This is a genomic window from Paraburkholderia sp. A1RI_3L (assembly GCF_048957895.1).
Classification (GTDB): Bacteria; Pseudomonadota; Gammaproteobacteria; order Burkholderiales; family Burkholderiaceae; genus Paraburkholderia; species Paraburkholderia kururiensis.
The window spans coordinates 132940-150213 of record NZ_JARCHA010000010.1 but is presented as its reverse complement, the minus strand read 5'-3'; the positions used below and the strand labels follow the sequence as shown (position 1 = coordinate 150213).

At 64.3% G+C, this 17274-nt stretch carries 12 protein-coding genes and 1 tRNA gene; 10 read left to right on the top strand and 3 right to left on the bottom strand.

Annotation, left to right across the window (positions count from 1 at the left end; translation table 11 throughout):
• Nucleotides 1-3 precede the first annotated feature (3 nt).
• The 5 genes from fdxH (at nt 4) to selB (ending at nt 6122) form a co-directional block, all read left to right on the top strand.
• Nucleotides 4-939 (top strand): formate dehydrogenase subunit beta, encoded by a 936-nt coding sequence (fdxH, locus tag PXJ20_RS24370; RefSeq protein WP_277598699.1) that lies wholly within the window; start codon nt 4-6, stop codon nt 937-939.
• Nucleotides 926-1552 (top strand): formate dehydrogenase subunit gamma, encoded by a 627-nt coding sequence (locus tag PXJ20_RS24365; protein ID WP_126876960.1) that lies wholly within the window; start codon nt 926-928, stop codon nt 1550-1552. Before fdxH ends, PXJ20_RS24365 begins: the two co-directional genes overlap by 14 nt.
• 141 nt (nt 1553-1693) lie before the next feature.
• The gene (gene fdhE / locus PXJ20_RS24360) at nt 1694-2629 is read left to right on the top strand and encodes a formate dehydrogenase accessory protein FdhE (RefSeq protein WP_421031838.1); all 936 of its coding nucleotides are present in this window, start codon (nt 1694-1696) and stop codon (nt 2627-2629) included.
• A 95-nt stretch (nt 2630-2724) separates the two neighbouring features.
• Nucleotides 2725-4203 (top strand): L-seryl-tRNA(Sec) selenium transferase, encoded by a 1479-nt coding sequence (gene selA / locus PXJ20_RS24355; RefSeq protein ID WP_421032634.1) that lies wholly within the window; start codon nt 2725-2727, stop codon nt 4201-4203.
• The gene (gene selB / locus PXJ20_RS24350; RefSeq protein ID WP_421031839.1) at nt 4200-6122 is read left to right on the top strand and encodes a selenocysteine-specific translation elongation factor; all 1923 of its coding nucleotides are present in this window, start codon (nt 4200-4202) and stop codon (nt 6120-6122) included. The genes selA and selB overlap by 4 nt, the downstream gene beginning before the upstream one ends.
• Before the next feature lie 3 nt (nt 6123-6125).
• Here selB and PXJ20_RS24345 read toward each other — a convergent pair whose 3' ends face one another.
• Nucleotides 6126-6521, bottom strand: coding sequence for a cupredoxin domain-containing protein (locus PXJ20_RS24345; RefSeq protein WP_421031840.1), 396 nt, complete (start codon nt 6519-6521; stop codon nt 6126-6128).
• Between the two features lie 87 nt (nt 6522-6608).
• A complete protein-coding gene (locus tag PXJ20_RS24340) occupies nt 6609-7622 on the bottom strand; it encodes a metallophosphoesterase family protein (RefSeq protein ID WP_421031841.1) in 1014 nt (337 codons plus the stop codon).
• Nucleotides 7623-7828: 206 nt separating this feature from the next.
• On the opposite strand from PXJ20_RS24340, the gene PXJ20_RS24335 reads away from it, so the two are divergent.
• A tRNA-Sec gene (locus PXJ20_RS24335) sits at nt 7829-7924 on the top strand.
• Nucleotides 7925-8130: 206 nt separating this feature from the next.
• Here PXJ20_RS24335 and PXJ20_RS24330 read toward each other — a convergent pair.
• Nucleotides 8131-8559: a hypothetical protein gene (locus PXJ20_RS24330; RefSeq protein ID WP_160167478.1), complete on the bottom strand. Its 429-nt coding sequence runs from the start codon at nt 8557-8559 to the stop codon at nt 8131-8133.
• Here PXJ20_RS24330 and PXJ20_RS24325 point away from each other — a divergent pair.
• The 4 genes from PXJ20_RS24325 to PXJ20_RS24310 all read left to right on the top strand — a co-directional run bounded on the left by PXJ20_RS24325 (nt 8458) and on the right by PXJ20_RS24310 (nt 17254).
• Nucleotides 8458-8937, top strand: a complete 480-nt coding sequence (locus PXJ20_RS24325; RefSeq protein ID WP_421057445.1) for a GNAT family N-acetyltransferase — start codon at nt 8458-8460, stop codon at nt 8935-8937. The genes PXJ20_RS24330 and PXJ20_RS24325 overlap by 102 nt on opposite strands.
• Before the next feature lie 162 nt (nt 8938-9099).
• Nucleotides 9100-9414 (top strand): DUF6916 family protein, encoded by a 315-nt coding sequence (locus tag PXJ20_RS24320; protein ID WP_152495030.1) that lies wholly within the window; start codon nt 9100-9102, stop codon nt 9412-9414.
• 33 nt (nt 9415-9447) lie between these two features.
• Nucleotides 9448-10062 carry a phage tail protein gene (locus PXJ20_RS24315; protein WP_017774983.1) on the top strand — a complete coding sequence of 205 codons (615 nt, stop codon included), beginning with the start codon at nt 9448-9450 and terminating at the stop codon, nt 10060-10062.
• A 49-nt stretch (nt 10063-10111) separates the two neighbouring features.
• Complete coding sequence (locus PXJ20_RS24310; protein WP_421031842.1) at nt 10112-17254, top strand: DUF4347 domain-containing protein; 7143 nt, start codon at nt 10112-10114, stop codon at nt 17252-17254.
• The last annotated feature ends 20 nt before the right edge of the window (nt 17255-17274 follow it).

The following is a 17274-nucleotide window of genomic DNA, read 5'->3' as shown; positions in this document are numbered from 1 at the left end:
GACATGGCACTGCAATCACTCGATATCAAACGCCAGTCGGCCACCACCGTGCAGCCTCCGGCTGTGCGCGAGCCCGTTACCGGCACCGTGGCGAAACTGATCGATGTCTCGAAGTGCATCGGCTGCAAGGCCTGCCAGACGGCGTGCATGGAGTGGAACGACCTGCGCGACGAGGTAGGCACCAACGTCGGCGTTTACGACAATCCGCGCGACCTGACGGAGCACTCGTGGACCGTGATGCGGTTCTCCGAATACGAGAACCCGAACGGCAACCTCGAATGGCTGATCCGCAAGGACGGCTGCATGCACTGCGAGGACCCGGGCTGCCTGAAGGCCTGCCCTTCGCCGGGCGCGATCGTGCAGTACACGAACGGCATCGTGGATTTTCACGAGGAAAACTGCATCGGTTGCGGCTATTGCGTAACGGGCTGTCCGTTCAACATTCCGCGTATCTCGAAGCAGGACAACCGCGCGTACAAGTGCACGCTCTGTTCCGACCGCGTGGCCGTGGGCCAGGAGCCCGCGTGCGTGAAGACCTGTCCGACAGGCGCCATCGTGTTCGGCACCAAGGAAGACATGAAGCAGCACGCGGCCGAGCGCATCGAGGATCTCAAGGAGCGCGGCTTCGAGCACGCGGGCCTCTACGATCCGCAGGGCGTGGGCGGCACGCACGTGATGTACGTGCTGCATCACGCGGACCAGCCTTCGCTCTATCACGGCCTGCCGGACAATCCGAAGATCAGTCCGCTCGTGCAGTTGTGGAAGGGCGTGGCCAAGCCGCTCGCCGTGGCCGGTATGGCCATTGCGGCGCTGGCCGGGTTCTTCCATTACACGCGTGTTGGTCCGAACGAGGTGACGCCGGAAGAGGAAGCGTCCGCACGCAAGGAAGCGGAGCAGTTGAGGGGCGAACGACGGGAGCGTAGCGATGAAACAAACTGATCCCAACCTGATCGTGCGCTACACGCCGAACGAGCGCACCAACCACTGGATCACCGCGATCTCGTTCGTGCTGCTGGCGATTTCGGGCCTCGCGATGTTTCATCCGTCGATGTTCTGGCTTTCCGCGCTGCTCGGCGGCGGGCAGTGGACGCGCATTCTGCATCCGTTCATCGGCGTGGTGATGTTCGTGTCGTTCCTGGTGCTGGCGCTGCGTTTCTGGCACCACAACTATCTGGACGAAAGCGACTACCAATGGCTGCGCCAGATGAACGACGTGCTCGCTAATCGCGAGGATAAGCTGCCGCCCATCGGCCGCTACAACGCCGGACAGAAGCTGCTATTCTTCGTGATGGTGGCCTGCCTGCTGCTGTTGCTTGCAAGCGGTGTCGTGATCTGGCGGCGCTATTTCTCGTTCTACTTCCCGATCGAAGTCATCCGTCTTGCCGCTGTCGTGCATGCCGCGAGCGCGTTCGTCCTTATCATCGGCATCGTCGTGCACGTCTATGCGGCGTTGTGGGTGAAGGGCTCGCTGGGGGCGATGGTGCGCGGCACGGTCACGCTCGGGTGGGCGAGAAAGCATCATCCGCGCTGGTTCCGCGAGAGCATCAAGTAAGCCGGGCACCGCGCCGGTACCGCCGGTTTCTAGAGGCGGCCGGCCGGTGCATCGTAGGCCGCCGCCCCCGCAAGGGCGGCGGCTTTTTCATTTGAACTCTATGGCGCGCACGTGCCGTAGAGGGTTTGAAGAGGGACTGTTGTGGTTCAACGCATTCTTGAGCCGGGCCAGATCGAAGCGCTGGACCATACCGCCATTGCCCGCATCCGTTTGCCCGAACGCGCCACGCTCTTCGCCACGCGCGCGGCGCGCCTGCGCAAGCTCGCCGAGGGCAATCCGATTGCCGGCTACGTGCGCCTGATGGCCGTGCTGGTCGACGCGCAGCAAAAGACGCTGGAACAAGGCTTCTCGGCGCGCATGCCGTCGGCGGACGCTATCGCCCAGGCGCAGCAGCACAGCATGCCGCTCGTGCCCGCGCTTTCGCCGGAACGCGATACGGCATGGCACGACGTGCTGCATCAATTGCTCGATAGCGTGGAAGCGGCGGGCCAGGTCACGCCGACGCTGGCCGGCGTGCTCTCTGCACTCCGCGCGATGCCCGCGGACGAACTCGAACGCCAGGCCGACGCGATGCTCGCGCAGCGCTTCAACGAAGTGGCGCCCGCCACGGCGCCGTTCATCATGGCTGCACTGCAAGTGGTGTGGACCGATCTGGCGAGCCGGCTTAACGAGCGCGACATTCCCTATGTCGATACGCCCGGCGTCTGTCCCGTCTGCGGTGGGCAGCCGGTGGCGAGCGTCGTGCGCGTGGGCGGCCGCTACCAGGGCTACCGTTACCTGCAGTGCGGCTTGTGCGCAAGCGAGTCGCACATGGTGCGCGTGAAGTGCTCGAACTGCGGTTCGACCAAAGGCATCGCTTATCACGGCATCGAAGGCGTGAGCGAGGCGCTGAAGGCCGAGTCGTGTGACGAATGCCACACCTACCGCAAGATCGGCTATCAGGAGAAAGACTTCGACTTCGAGCCGCTCGCCGACGACCTCGCGAGTCTCACGCTCGATCTGCTGATGAACGAAGCCGGGTACCGGCGCAGCGGGCCGAATCCGCTGCTGTGGCCGGAAGTGCCGTCGGACGAATGACGGCTGGCCAGGACGGGCAAAGACAAAACACGGAGAAGCGGGGCGTGGGCGAAGTGGCACAGCATCAATCGGGCGAAGAGCGGGATGAGGGTGGCATGAGCGGCTGCACGAGCGGCGGCCGTGACCTCAAGGCGCGGCTCGCATCCATTCCCTCCGTGGAGCGCGTGATCGCATCGGCTGCGGCGCAGCCGCTCGTTGCCGAATATGGCCGCACGCAGGTGCTTGCCGCGATTCGCGAGACGCTCGATAGCTGGCGCCGCGACGTCCAGGCCGGCAAGCCGGCCGCCGCCGACAATGCGCCATTCGACGAGACCCGCGCCACAGCCGCGGCAGCGCAGGTGCTTGCCGCACGCGCGCAAAGCCGTCTGCGCAGCGTCTTCAATCTGACCGGCACGGTGTTGCATACGAACCTGGGCCGCGCGCTGTTGCCCGACGAAGCCGTGCGCGCTGTCGTGCGTGCGCTCACGCAGCCCATGAGCCTCGAATTCGATCTCGCCACCGGCCGCCGGGGCGAACGCGACGATCTGATCGAAGCGCTTGTCTGCGAACTCACCGGCGCTGAAGCGGCCACCGTGGTCAACAACAACGCGGCCGCCGTGCTGCTCACGCTTTCCGCGCTGGCCACGAAGAAGGACGTCATCGTCTCGCGCGGCGAACTCGTGGAGATTGGCGGCGCGTTTCGCATTCCCGACATCATGAGCCGTGCCGGCGCGAAGCTGCGCGAAGTGGGCACGACCAACCGCACGCACCTGCGCGATTACGAAGAAGCCATCGGCCCACGCACGGGGCTGCTGATGAAGGTGCATTGCAGTAACTACGCGATCTCGGGCTTCACGAAAAGCGTCGAACTCGATGAACTCGCGCCACTGGCCCGCCAGCATGAGTTGCCGGTTGCGGTCGACCTGGGCAGCGGCACGCTCGTCGATCTCGCGCAGTTCGGCCTGCCCGCGGAGCCTACCGTGCGCGAGACCATCGAAGCCGGTGCCGATGTCGTGACGTTCAGCGGCGACAAACTACTCGGTGGCCCGCAGGCCGGTTTGATCGTGGGTCGTGCCGACCTCATCCGCAAGATCAGAAAGCATCCGTTGAAGCGCGCGCTGCGTGTGGGCAAGCTCACGCTCGCCGCGCTCGAACCGGTGCTGCAGCTTTACCGCGCGCCGGAGTTTCTGCGCGAGCGGCTCACTACGCTGCGCCTGCTCACGCGGCCGGGCGAAGAGATGCGCGCGAGCGCGGAACGCGTGATGCCGGCGCTGCAACGCGCGCTGGGCGACGCGTATAGCGTGAGCGTAGAGCCGATGTTCAGCCAGATCGGCAGCGGCGCATTGCCCGTGGACGTGCTGCCGAGCTTCGGGCTCGTCGTGCGTAGCAGCGGCGTCCTGGCTGCAACGCATCCAGCTGCAGGCAAGCGTCCAGGCCGTGGCCGCGCGCTGATGAAGCTCGAAGCTGCGCTGCGCGCGTTGCCGCGGCCGGTGATCGGCCGCATTGCCGATGATGCGCTGCATCTGGACCTGCGTTGCCTCGAAGCCGCGGACGAAGCCGCGTTCGTCGCGCAATGTGTGGAGTTGCGTCTGTGATTGTCGGCACGGCAGGCCATATCGACCATGGCAAAACCACGCTGGTGCGTGCGCTGACGGGCGTGGATACCGACCGGCTGAAGGAAGAAAAGGCGCGCGGCATTTCCATCGAACTGGGCTACGCGTACACGCCGCTCGCGAACGGCGACGTGCTCGGCTTCATCGACGTGCCGGGTCACGAGAAACTGATTCACACGATGGCGGCGGGCGCGTGCGGCATCGACTTCGCGCTGCTCGTTATCGCCGCGGACGACGGCGTGATGCCGCAAACGCGCGAGCACCTCGCGATCCTGCAACTGCTCGGCGTAACGCGCGGCGCAGTGGCGTTGACGAAAGCGGATCGCGTGGATGCCGCAAGACGCGAGCAGGTGCGCGCCGAAATCGCAGCGTGGCTCGCGGGTGGCCCGTTTGCGGACATTCCCGTATTCGAGACCTGCGCGACGATACCGAACGATCCCGCCGTAGCAGCGCTCGACGTATATCTGCGCGATACGGCCATCGCGTTCCGTGCGCGTCGCGACGACGGCCTGTTCCGCCTCGCTGTGGACCGCGTGTTCACGCTCGCAGGCCAGGGCACGGTCGTGACGGGCACTGTCTTCGCGGGGCGCGTAAGCGTAGGCGATACCCCGATACTCGCGCCCGCGGGGCGTGCCGTGCGCGTGCGCAGCATTCACGCGCAGAACCGCTCCGCGGATGTGGGCCATGCGGGCCAGCGTTGCGCGCTCAATCTGGCGGGTATCGACAAAGATGCCATCGCGCGCGGCGACTGGATCGTGGATAGCGCGCTCGCCAGCGCGTGCGAACGCATCGACGTCGAACTCACGTTGCTAGACGATGCGGATCTCACGCTCAGGCACTGGTCGCCGCTGCACGTGCATCTCGGCACGCTGCATCGCGTCGCAAACGTTGCACTGCTCGAAGGCGACACGCTGGAGGCAGGGCAGACCGCGCGCGTGCAACTCGTCTTCGATACACCCGTCTGCGCGTTGCCGGGTGACCGCCTGATCGTGCGCAACGCCCAGGCCACGCGAACCGTGGGCGGCGCGCGCGTGCTCGACCCGTTCGGCCCTGTGCGCAAGCGGCGCACGCCCGAGCGAATGGCATGGCTCGACGCATTGCTTAGCTGGCTCGATACCGGGCGGATCGAACCGCTGCTCGACTGTGCGCCGCGCGGCCTGACGCGTTCGATGCTGATGCGTCTGACGGGTTTGCCCGCGAATCTGCTCACGTTACCCGTCCATGCCATCGAGGTGCCGCTCGCGGGCAAAGACGGCGACGACGCGGTCATTATCACGCGCGGCCACTGGACACACATGCGCGAGCAGACGGTGGCCGCGCTCGAGGCGTTCCACACGCGCTTTCCCGACGAACAGGGCCCTGACAGCGCGCGTTTGCGGCGCATGTCGGCGCCGCTCGCCACCGATGCGCTGTGGCGTGCACTCGTCGATGCCGCTGTACGCGATGGCCTCATCGCGAGGAGCGGGCCGTGGCTGCATCTGCCTTCGCACAGCGTGGCGCTGGATGCTAACGAGGAACGGCTTGCCGGCGTGCTGCGACCGCTGATCGCCGCAGGTCGTTTCGATCCGCCCTGGGTACGCGATCTGGCTCGTACAACGAACGAACCCGAGGAAAAGGTCCGCGCGCTGCTGCGCAAGCTGGCGCGGCTCGGCGACGTGTACCAGGTCGTGCGCGATCTTTTCTACCATCGCGACGTGGTACTCGAACTGGCCAGGCTCGTTGCCGGACTCGCGCGCGAACACGGCGGCGCGGTGAGCGCGACGACGTTTCGCGATGCCACCGGGCTGGGCCGCAAACGCGCCATCCAGATCCTCGAATTCTTCGACCGCATCGGCTACACGCGCTTTCACCGCGATCTGCATCTGCTGCGCGCCGATAGCCGCCTGCACGAACTGCTTTGATGCCTACTTCACGACGATCACGCCTGTCATGTGCGGATGAATCGAGCAGAAGTACTTGTAGGTGCCCGGCGTGCTGAAGGTGAAGGAAAACTTGTCGTCCGAATCCATGGGCGGCGACTTGAACGTGCGCGGGTTCGCGTCGTTGACCACAGTGTGCGCAATGTCATCGCGATTCACCCACGTGACGGTGGTGCCTTTCGTCACCGTGAGCGTGGCCGGGCTGAACGCGAAATTGTCGATATTCACCGTATTGGGTGACGGTTTGGCCGCGTCTGCGGCGAAGGCCGCGGGCGCGACGGGAAGCAGCGCGAGCGCGGCGCACAGGAGCGGTACGGCTGGCGTCATGACGTTGAATCGCCCAACCATGCGCAACGCCACGGCTTTCACGAAGGACTTCATTGGTTTCTCCAGGATTTCTTGAGTGATGGACGGCACGTAGCTGTTCAAGGCAATGCGACATAAGGGCGATATCGACGCGAGTAGCGCTCACGCCCCAAGCGGCGAATCGACCAGCGCCAGGTCCGTGCGGCCCGGCACGAAATTCACCGTGCGTACGCCGAGCACCGCATGCAGGCGGTCTTCGGGTACCTTCATCGGGCCAGGCCCGGGACCGACGCCAGGCGCTGCGATGGGAAACGCCGTCGACATCGCCGAATGGAAGCTCACGTTGCCTTCCACCTTCTGGAGTACCTGGTGAATGTGGCCGTTGAGCACCGTGACCGAACCGAAGCGCTTGAGGTAGCCGAGCGCCTCTGCGCTGTCGTCCGTGCCCCATCCCCATTCCGGATATAGCGACCACAGCGGAATGTGCGTGAACACCACGATTGGCGTGCTGCTCGTGCGGCCACGAAGATCCCGTTCGAGCCACGCCAGTTGCTCCGCGCCCAGCGAGCCCAGGCCGCCGCTTTTCAGGTTCAGCACGTTGACGAGTGCGACGAAGTGCACACCGTTTTGATCGAAGCTGTACCAGCCCTTGCCGCTGGTGCCCTTCGAAAAGCGCTCGAAGAAGGGCTGGCCGTCGTCGATCAGCACGTCGTGCTCACCGGGAATGTAGTGCACGTCGAGCCCTGCGCCACGCACGATCTGTTCGGCCGTATCGAATTCGGCGGGCCTCGAAAGTTGGCTCACGTCGCCGGTATGAAGCATGAAAGCGGGAGGGCGAGGCAGGGCCTTGATCTTGTCGATGGCTTCTTGAAGCGTTTTCTCGGGCGTGGGGTTCGGCTGCTTGTTGAAGCCGATATGACTGTCGCTGATCTGCACGAACGTAAGGGCGCGCTCGTCGGAGGTGGCACCCCAGGCATCGCCGACGATGCCCAGCGTTCGCGGTACACCGCCGCTCAAGGTCCACACCACGCCTGTGCCGGCCCACGCCATGCAGGTGAGGGCACGGCGGCGCGCCTTGCCGTGCCCCGTGAGATTGCCGGGCGGGTTTCCCAGGTCGTCGCCATGGCCCGCGTCCATGCGAGCGGGTGCGCGGTCGGGCATTTTGTCGTCGTTCATCGTCGCTTCCTCCGGTCTTTCCGGTTGAGGGAGACAGCCGGCGTGTGCGGCGTCTGACTGTGATACCGGAGGAGTGCGCAGATTATTCCCGGCGCGCACATAGACGGGCAGCGTGCGATAATTCGGCGCTCGCAGGCGGACCGCATTCAAGGCGCGGCTTATGGCCGAACCGGATTCGACCACCGTCGCCTGCAGTTCTCTCCGAAGGAAGGCATTCGTATCCGGTGGTGCGGCTGGGCTTCAAACCCAGTAGGGGACGTCAGCCGTTCCCTTGTAGGTTCGACTCCTGCTGCCTTCCGCCACATGGGCTTTCCAGCCTGTTCCGCTCTCTTCCGCTGTTGTCCTCCAGGCGGCTCCACCGTCTCACGAAGAATTTCGTTCTCCATGGTTTTTTCCCGAGCCGGCGTTGCTGCGGACGATTCAGTGCTCGGAAGGCTGGTCACTGGAGGCGATGGTGTCCGGCACATTGAGCGCAGCAATACGCCCCAAAAAAAGGTAAAAAAACCATTCAATTAATCGTCGCAGTGGCCGATAACGCATATAGAACCTTTTTCGTCGAAAGGCCGCAAATGTCGATCAGGGTATTTACGTAGGAGGCGTCGTATGGGCGCGGTTGCGACGGCAGTATCTCTAGACTAATATCCACATCGCCTTGATCAGTTTTCCCGGGCCGATCGACACAGTCTTTCCATCGATTGGCTGAGTTCGTCCGTGCAAGGAAATGAGATGTCAGATGGCCGATAGCATCGATGGCGCTCTGGCCGCCACGCAACAAGGCGTGGAAGATGCTGATCGTGTGCGCATCAGGCCTGCGAACGATCGTGACTGTGCCTTTCTGTATATCGTTTTCGAAAGCACGCGCGCGCAGGAATTCGCCCACGCAGGCTGGAGTGCGGAGCAAATCGCGGCATTGCTTGCCGATCAGTTCTCGATGCAAGACAGGTATTACCGGCAGCATTATCCGCACTGCCGTTTCGACGTCATCATGCTTGGCGAGAATCCGATCGGGCGTCTTTATCACCATTGGGGCGGCAGCGAAGCGCGCCTGGTCGACATCGCACTGTTGCCCGTTTATCGCGGCGCGGGCATCGGTACGCGGCTCATGCGCGCGTTCGTGGCGCAGGCGGCGGCACGGGAGATGCCCGTGATGCTGTACGTCGAGATGAACAATCCGGTGCGAGGGCTTTATCGTCGGCTCGGGTTCGAGCCGACGGGCGAGAACGGGATTTACATGCAGATGCGGCGACCCGTCATGCCGTTCGATGATGCGGATGTGACGGACATCGAAGGACTCGCGCAAGGCGGTGTGAGCTAGCGCGTATGCGTTTCAGCGTTCGATGAGCGGCTCGCTTGCGGACGGCTGCATGAAGTGAAGGATGCGACGGTAACAACATAGATCACGGCCGGCAATACCGGCCAGATACATAACGAACAACGAGCGAGGGCTTGTTTGCTGTCCATTCCTACCCATGCCGAGTTGCTCGATGCCATCGGGCAGCGTTTCACGTTTGGCGCCGCCGACGGGCAAACCGTCGACGCGGTGCTGTTGCATGCGAACGCCGGCATTCCCATGAATGACAGTTTTGTCTGCTACGCGGCGATGTTCGAACTTCCCGCGGGCGTTTCTCTTCCGCAGGACGTTTATCGCATCGGTTCACCCGCTGGCCGAGCGTGGGATTTGCTCGCCACGCCGACGCGGCCCACCGAGGACGGACGATCGACGCTCACTGTCGTTGTGCACGCTCGTGCCGACGAGCTGGCCAAGGCGGCCGGCTCATCGGACGTGACGTAAGGCGATTTACCTTTCTTCGACAGGAGGCGTTCGATGAGTGATCCGTATTTGGGCGAGATCCGCATGGTGGGCTTCAACTTTGCGCCGACCGGTTGGGCGCAGTGCCAGGGGCAATTGCTGCCCATTTCGCAAAACCAGGCATTGTTCGGGCTGCTCGGCACGTACTACGGCGGCAACGGCGTGTCGAACTACCAGTTGCCGAACCTGCAAGGACGCACGCCCGTGGGCATCGGGCAGGGGTTGGGATTGTCGAATATCGATATCGGCGAAGTCGGCGGGACGGAGAACATCGCGCTCACGACGGAGAACATGCCGCAGCACACGCACGTGGCGACGGTCTCCGGCGGCGGCGCCGTGACGGGTGCGATTTCGATCCCGGCGACGACGTCGACCCAGGGCGAAGGCGGTGTTCCGGGGCCGACCACGGTGCTCGGGCCATGCAACGCCGGGGGGCGGCCTGCATCGCTATACAGCACGGCGACCGACAACGTGACCAGCCTGAAGCCGTTCAACGTCAATCTGCAGGCCAGCGCGTCCACCGTTCAAAACAGCATCATGGGGGGCAGCGTTCCGTTCGCGTCGCGTAATCCGTATCTCGGCATCAACTTCATCATTGCGCTACAAGGGGTCTTCCCCTCGCGCGGGTAACAGAGGAAGGGTGCGCCGCGTTGCGGCGCGCTTCAAAGGACATCAAGCGATGAAACTCGCCGCCAGCCTCACGAAGCTTCTCGCCGCGATTCGCGGATCCGGCGCGAGCACGCGCAGCGCACAGCCTGCGTTGCCCGCGCCGCACATCGTCGCGCTCGAGCCGCGCATCGTCTATGACGCGTCCGCTGTTGCGATCGGGGCGGCCGTGACGGCCGCTCAGCATCCGGCTGCGCAGGCGAATGTCGGCGATGCCGGTTCCGCACACGCGTCCGCGCAGACCGGCGTCGCTGAAGGGGCGGCGGGCCACGCGCCGGCATCCAACGCGGCAGCGTCGATGCGCGCCGTGCAAGGCAACATGAACGAGGCGTCGAACGGCGTCGCGGGCGATTCCGCCGCAATGCGTGCCGTGCATGGCTTCACCGATACGGCGGCGCAGTCCGGGGATCGTCAGGTTGTCTTCGTCAATTCGAACGTCGCTAACTATCAAACGCTGCTCTCCGGCGTGCCGCAAGGAACGCAGGTCGTCATTCTCGATTCGTCGAAGGATGGCCTCGTGCAAATCGATCAATACTTGCAGCAGCACCCGGGCGTCAGTGCGATCCATCTCGTCTCGCACGGGTCCGACGGCAACGTGCAGATCGGCGGCACGTGGCTCAATGCGGGTGACATATCGGCGTATAGCGCCGAGCTTGCGCAGATCGGCGCAGCCATGAAGCCCGGCGGTGACTTTCTGATTTACGGCTGCGACGTCGCTCAAAATGCGGACGGCAAGGCGCTCGTGCAGCAGATCGCCTCGGTGACGGGGCTGAACGTGGCGGCGTCGACCGATGCGACAGGCGCAGCTGCGTTGGGCGGCGATTGGTCGCTCGAATATGATGCGGGCGCTGTGCATACGTCGGTGATTTTTTCAACGGCGGCTGAGCAGCAATATGGCGCATTGTTAGCAGTGGCGAATGAAACGTATGACAGCGAACTCGGCTACGTTACGCCAGGCGGCGCATCGGGCGTTACGTCGTTTTCGCTCGGCGCCTTCACGTACACGACGGATCAGGCCGTCGAGTTTGCCGTCGACAGTACAACCGTCAATCAAGGCGGCACGCCGCCGTTGACCACGGGTTCGACCGATGGGGTGCTGTTCGGCAATGTGCAGGGCACCCAGTTGACGTCGATGACGATGACGTTGACGAACGGCGACAAGATGGCTGTCCAGAGTTTCGATGTCGACACGTTCGGCGGAGCGGTGACCATCGAGGGACTGAATTCGTCCGGTACCGTTGTCGCATCATTGCCAATCAATGGTTCCACGAGTCATGTGGATCTTTCGAGTATCGCGGGATTTGCCGGTATTACCACCCTGAGATTGCGCGAGACGGACGGCTTTTTCCTGACGCCGACACTCAACAACTTCACCTATGTCGATCTGTCGTCGCCGCCGGTCGTGACGGCTAGCGGCGGCAGCACCGCTTTCGTCGAGGCGGATAACACGGCATCGACGCCCGTGGCAGTCGATAGCGGGCTGACGTTGACCGATGGCGATGCGACCACCGCGAAGCAGGGCACGGTCGGCATTACGGGCAACTTCTCGAGCGGTCAGGATGTGTTGGCGTTCGTCAACACCAGCGCCGCGACATACGGCGACATTTCCGCCAGCTACAACGGCAGCACCGGCGTGTTGACGCTTACCTCGGCAAGCGGCACGGCATCCATCGCGCAATGGCAGAGCGCCTTCCGGGCGGTCACCTACACCGATACGGCGGTGTCGCCGAGCACTTCGACACGCACCGTCAGTTTCACGTTGACGAGTGACGCCTATTCGTCTTCCAGTAACACGGTCACAAAGAACGTGACCGTCGCGGCAACCGATCAAACGCCGATCGTCGCGACGACGGGCGGCACGGCCACCTACGCCGATGGATCGTCAGCGGTCACCATCGACAGCGCCGTCTCGGTCAGCGATTTGGACAACACGACGCAATCGTCGGGCACCGTATCCATCTCCGGCGGCTTCCATAGCGGCGATACGCTCTTGTTCACGAACAACGGCTCCACGATGGGCAACATCACGGCCTCGTACAACGCGGCGACGGGCGTGCTGACGCTGACTTCCGCCGGGGCGACGGCCACCGATGCTCAATGGGGGCACGCGCTGTCGGCGGTCACCTTCTCGAGTTCGAGCACGACGCTCGGCGCGCGGACGATTTCCTTCGCGACGAGCGACGGCACGAAGACGAGTACAGCGGCAACGGATACGGTCAACGTCGTGAATCCGCTTCAACTGACGGCGGATTCAGGTTCGGCCGCATTCGTGGCCGGCGACAACACCGCGTCGACGCCGGTAGTCGTCGATCCGGGGTTGACCGTGACCGATTCGGCCACCGGTACGCTGTCATCGGCGACCGTCACCATTTCGGGCAACTTTACGAGCGGCGAAGACTTTCTGCAGTTCACGAATGACGGCTCGACGATGGGTAACATCACCGCGGCCTCGTTCAATCAGATCACCGGAACATTGACGCTCACTTCGGCCGGCTCGACGGCAACGCTCGCGCAATGGCGCAGCGCGCTCGATTCGATCAAATACACCGATGTGGCGGTGACGCCTAATGCCCTTACGCGCACCGTGAGCTTCACGGCGGTGGACAGCGCCGGCAACACGAGCAGCACGGTCACGCGCGACGTAACCGTGACGGCGACCGATCAAACGCCGATCGTGACGACGACGGGGGGTACGACGAGCTACGTGGGCGCGTCCTCGGCCGTGAGGATCGATGGCGGCATCTCGGTCAGCGATTTGGACAATACGACGCAATCGTCGGGCACGGTGTCGGTCTCGGCGGGGTTCCACAGCGGCGATACGCTGAGTTTCACCAATGACGGCTCGACGATGGGCAACATCACGGCCTCGTACAACGCCGCGACGGGCGTGCTGACGTTGACGTCCGCCGGGGCCACGGCCGATATGACGCAGTGGGCTGCAGCGCTGAAGGCCGTCACGTTCTCGAGCACAAGTACGACGTACGGTAGCCGGACGATCTCGTTTGCGACGAGCGACGGTACGAAGACGAGTGCCGCGGCGACCGACACGGTGAACATGACGGCGCCGCCGGTCATCACAACCGACTCGGGGTCGGCAGCATTCGTCGCAGGCGACAACGCGACGTCGACGCCGGTGACGATCGACTCGGGCTTGACGGTGACCGACGGCAGCGCGACGACGTTTGGCTCGACGACGGTCGCGATCACCGGTGGCTTTCACAGCGGCCAAGACGTGCTCGCGTTCACGAACGATGGCTCGACCATGGGCAACATCACGGCGTCGTACAACTCGGCAACGGGTGTGATGACGCTGACTTCATCGGGGGCGACGGCAACGCTGGCGCAATGGCAGAGTGCGTTGCGTTCGGTGACCTATACGGACTCTCTGGTCACGCCGAACAATGCGACGCGTACGATCAGCTTCTCGGCCGTCGATGGGGCAGGCAATACGAGCGCCACGGCGACGCGCGCGGTGACGGTCACCGACACCGATCAAACGCCGATTGTGACGACGACGGGCGGCACGACGAACTATGTCGGGGGCACCTCGGGGGCGACGATCGACGGCGGTATCTCGGTCAGCGATCTGGACAACACGACGCAGGCGAGCGGGACGGTCTCGATCGGCACGGGTTTCCACGCAGGCGACATGCTGACGTTCGTCAACACGAGTTCAGTGACGTTCGGCAATATCGTCGGTTCGTACAACTCGGCGACGGGCGTGCTGACGCTGACCTCCGCGGGTGCGACGGCCACCGATGCGCAGTGGGCGAGCGCGCTGTCGGCCGTGACGTTCTCGGCGGGTTCGAATGCGACGCCGGGCAACCGCACGATTTCTTTTGCGACGAGCGACGGCACGAAGACGAGCGCCACGGCAACGGACACGGTCGCTGTGCTCGGTCCGCCCACGATCGTGACCGATTCGGGCTCGGCCGCTTTCGTGGCAGGCGACAACACGGCATCGACACCGGTGGCCATCGATTCGGGGCTGACGCTCTCCGATGGCGCGGCCTCCACGCTGTCCTCGGCGACCGTTGCGATCACCGGCAACTTCCAGTCGGGCGAAGACGTACTCGCGTTCACGAACACGAGCGCTGCGACGTACGGCAACATCGCCGCGTCGTACAACGCGGGCACAGGCGTGTTGACCCTGACGTCCTCCGGCCATTCGGCGACGCTGTCTCAATGGCAGGCCGCACTCGATGCCGTGACTTACACCGACACGGCTGTTACGCCGAACAACGCGACGCGCACGATCAGCTTCACGGCGGTCGACACGGCCAGCGTCACGAGCAATACGGCGACGCGCACGGTCACCGTGACGGACACCGACCAAACGCCGATTGTCACCACGACAGGCGGCACGACGAGCTACGTGGCAGGCACGTCGGGCGCGACGGTCGACGGCGGCATTTCAGTTACCGACCTCGACAACACGACGCAATCGTCGGGGACGGTCTCGATCGGCACGGGTTTCCACGCAGGCGACATGCTGACGTTCGTCAACACGAGCTCGGTGACGTTCGGCAACATCGTCGGTTCGTACAACTCGGCGACGGGCGTGCTGACGCTGAGCTCCTCGGGTGCGACTGCCACCGATGCGCAGTGGGCGAGCGCGCTGTCGGCCGTGACGTTCTCGGCAGGGTCGAGCGCAACGCTGGGCAACCGCACGATTTCGTTCGCGACGAGCGACGGCACGAAGACCAGTGCGGTGGCGACCCACACAGTGGACGTGGTGGGTCCGCCCACGATCGTGACCGATTCGGGCTCGGCCGCATTCGTCGCGGGCGACAACACGGCATCCACCCCGGTGGCGATCGATTCGGGGCTGACACTCACTGACGGCGCGGCCTCCACGCTGTCCTCGGCGACCGTTGCGATCACCGGCAATTTCCAGTCGAGCGAAGACGTGCTCGCGTTCTCGAACACGAGCGCGGTGACGTACGGCAATATCGCCGCCTCGTACAACGCCGCCACAGGCGTGTTGACCCTTACGTCCTCCGGCCATTCGGCGACGCTGGCTCAGTGGCAGGCTGCGCTCGATGCCGTGACGTACACCGACACGGCCGTTACGCCGAACGCCGCCACCCGCACGATCAGCTTCACGGCGGTCGACACGGCCAGCGTCACGAGCAATACGGCGACGCGCACGGTCACCGTGACGGATACCGATCAAACGCCGATCGTCACTACGACAGGCGGCACGACGAACTACGTGGCGGGCACGTCGGGCGCGACGATCGACGGCGGCATTTCAGTTACCGACCTCGACAACACGACGCAATCGACGGCAACCGTTTCAATCGGCACGGGCTTCCACAGCGGCGACACGCTGACATTTGCCAATACGAACACGACGACGTTCGGCAACATCGTCGGTTCGTATAACTCAGCGACCGGTGTGTTGACACTCTCGTCGGTCGGTGCGACCGCCACCGACGCCCAGTGGGCGAGCGCCTTGTCGGCAGTCACATTTGCCACCGGCCCGAACACGACCTCGGGCGACCGCACGATTTCGTTCGCGACGAGCGACGGCACGAAGACCAGCGCGGTCGCATCCGATACGGTGCACATCGCTGCGCCGGTCATCACGACCGATGCCGGATCGGCGGCTTTCGTGGCCGGCGACGGGACAGCCTCCACACCCGTCGCCGTCGATTCGGGTCTGACGATAACCGACGGCAGCAGCAACACCCTCAGCTCGGTCACGGTCAGCATCTCGAGCGGGTTGCATAGCGGCGAGGACGTGCTGGCATTCACGAACGACGGCGCGACCATGGGCAACATCGACGCGTCGTACGACGCGATGACGGGTGTCATGACGCTCACCTCCGCCGGCGGCACGGCCACACTGGCGCAATGGCAGAGCGCGCTGCGGTCGGTGACCTATGACGATACCGCGCTCACACCCGACCGCACGACGCGCACGGTGAGCTTCCAGGCCATCGACGGCGGGAACAATACGAGCGTAGCGGCGACACGGACGATCACCGTGACCGATACCGACCAAACACCGGTCTTGACCGTCAGCGGCAACGTGTCGTTCACGGCGCGAGGCATCGGCTCGACACCGGTGGCGGTGGCCCCGCAAGTTACGATCAGCGATCTGGACAACACGACGCTTGCGTCGGCTCAAGTGTCGATCACGGGCGGGTTCGACTCGTCGAACGATACGCTCGCTTTCACGGGCAACGCGGCGACGGGCAATATCGCGGCGAGCTACAACGCCGCGACGGGTGTGCTCACGCTGACTTCCGCCGGCGGCACGGCGACGATCGCGCAATGGACCGCGGCCCTTCAAGCGGTCACGTACTCCGATCGAGCACAAAACGCAGGCAGCAGCCGGACGGTGACCTTCACGGTCAACGACGGTGTGAAGTCGAGCGCGGTGGCCTCCAACACGATCGCGATCACCAACGTGCCCTTGTTCCCGCCGATTCTGCCTTCCCCGCCGCCAACGATCGTCGATACGCCGGGGGCATCGCATACTTCGCAGTTCACGGGCGACGACAATACCGCGCCTCCGGACGTGCTGGACGAGTTCGATCAATCGTTGCCGATCGGTTCGGTGCCGGTCGTCACGACCATGACGTTCATGGATCCGAACGCGCCGGCGAATATGCATTCGCTCGATCATGCTTCGGTGCCGCGCTTCGATATGACGGCGCTCAACGCTTTGATTTCGGTTTCGCCCGTCGACGCGCCGCTCGCGCTGCCCGACGTTTCGATCACGATTGCGCCGAACGACCCGTTCTCGGTTGACGTCGCGACGCTGCTGCCGCCGTCCGAAGCGATGCACGGCGGCTCCGACGTCACGGTGCAACTCGCCAACGGCCGCTCGTTGCCCGGTTGGATTCACTACGACGCGGCGAACGGCGTGCTGCGCGGCGAACTGCCGCCGGGCGTCGAGGACGTGCATATCGTCGTTCAGACGCGCGACGCATCCGGCCACGAAACGCGCCGCGAAATCGTGCTCGCGCCGCACGGCCAGCACGGTGTCGCCCATCCGAAGACGCCTGGCCATGCAGCGCTGGTCGAACCGACCGTTGCACGTGCGGCGCGCCCCGTCGGCAAGCCTTCGCTCGATCAGCAGTTTGCGCAGGCGCGTGCGGCGCTGCATGTTACGAATCCAGTCGACGCCGCGCGTCGCGTATGAATTCCCGTCATCCGTCTAGA

Excerpts from the sequence above, each read along its gene's own strand:
- PXJ20_RS24315 (WP_017774983.1), top strand. The coding sequence starts at position 9,448 with ATGAGTGATCCGTATTTGGGCGAGATCCGCATGGTGGGCTTCAACTTT.
- PXJ20_RS24345 (WP_421031840.1), bottom strand. The coding sequence starts at position 6,521 with ATGAAGTCCTTCGTGAAAGCCGTGGCGTTGCGCATGGTTGGGCGATTC.
- PXJ20_RS24340 (WP_421031841.1), bottom strand. The coding sequence starts at position 7,622 with ATGAACGACGACAAAATGCCCGACCGCGCACCCGCTCGCATGGACGCG.
- PXJ20_RS24365 (WP_126876960.1), top strand. The coding sequence starts at position 926 with ATGAAACAAACTGATCCCAACCTGATCGTGCGCTACACGCCGAACGAG.
- fdxH (WP_277598699.1), top strand. The coding sequence starts at position 4 with ATGGCACTGCAATCACTCGATATCAAACGCCAGTCGGCCACCACCGTG.
- selA (WP_421032634.1), top strand. The coding sequence starts at position 2,725 with ATGAGCGGCTGCACGAGCGGCGGCCGTGACCTCAAGGCGCGGCTCGCA.
- PXJ20_RS24310 (WP_421031842.1), top strand. The coding sequence starts at position 10,112 with ATGAAACTCGCCGCCAGCCTCACGAAGCTTCTCGCCGCGATTCGCGGA.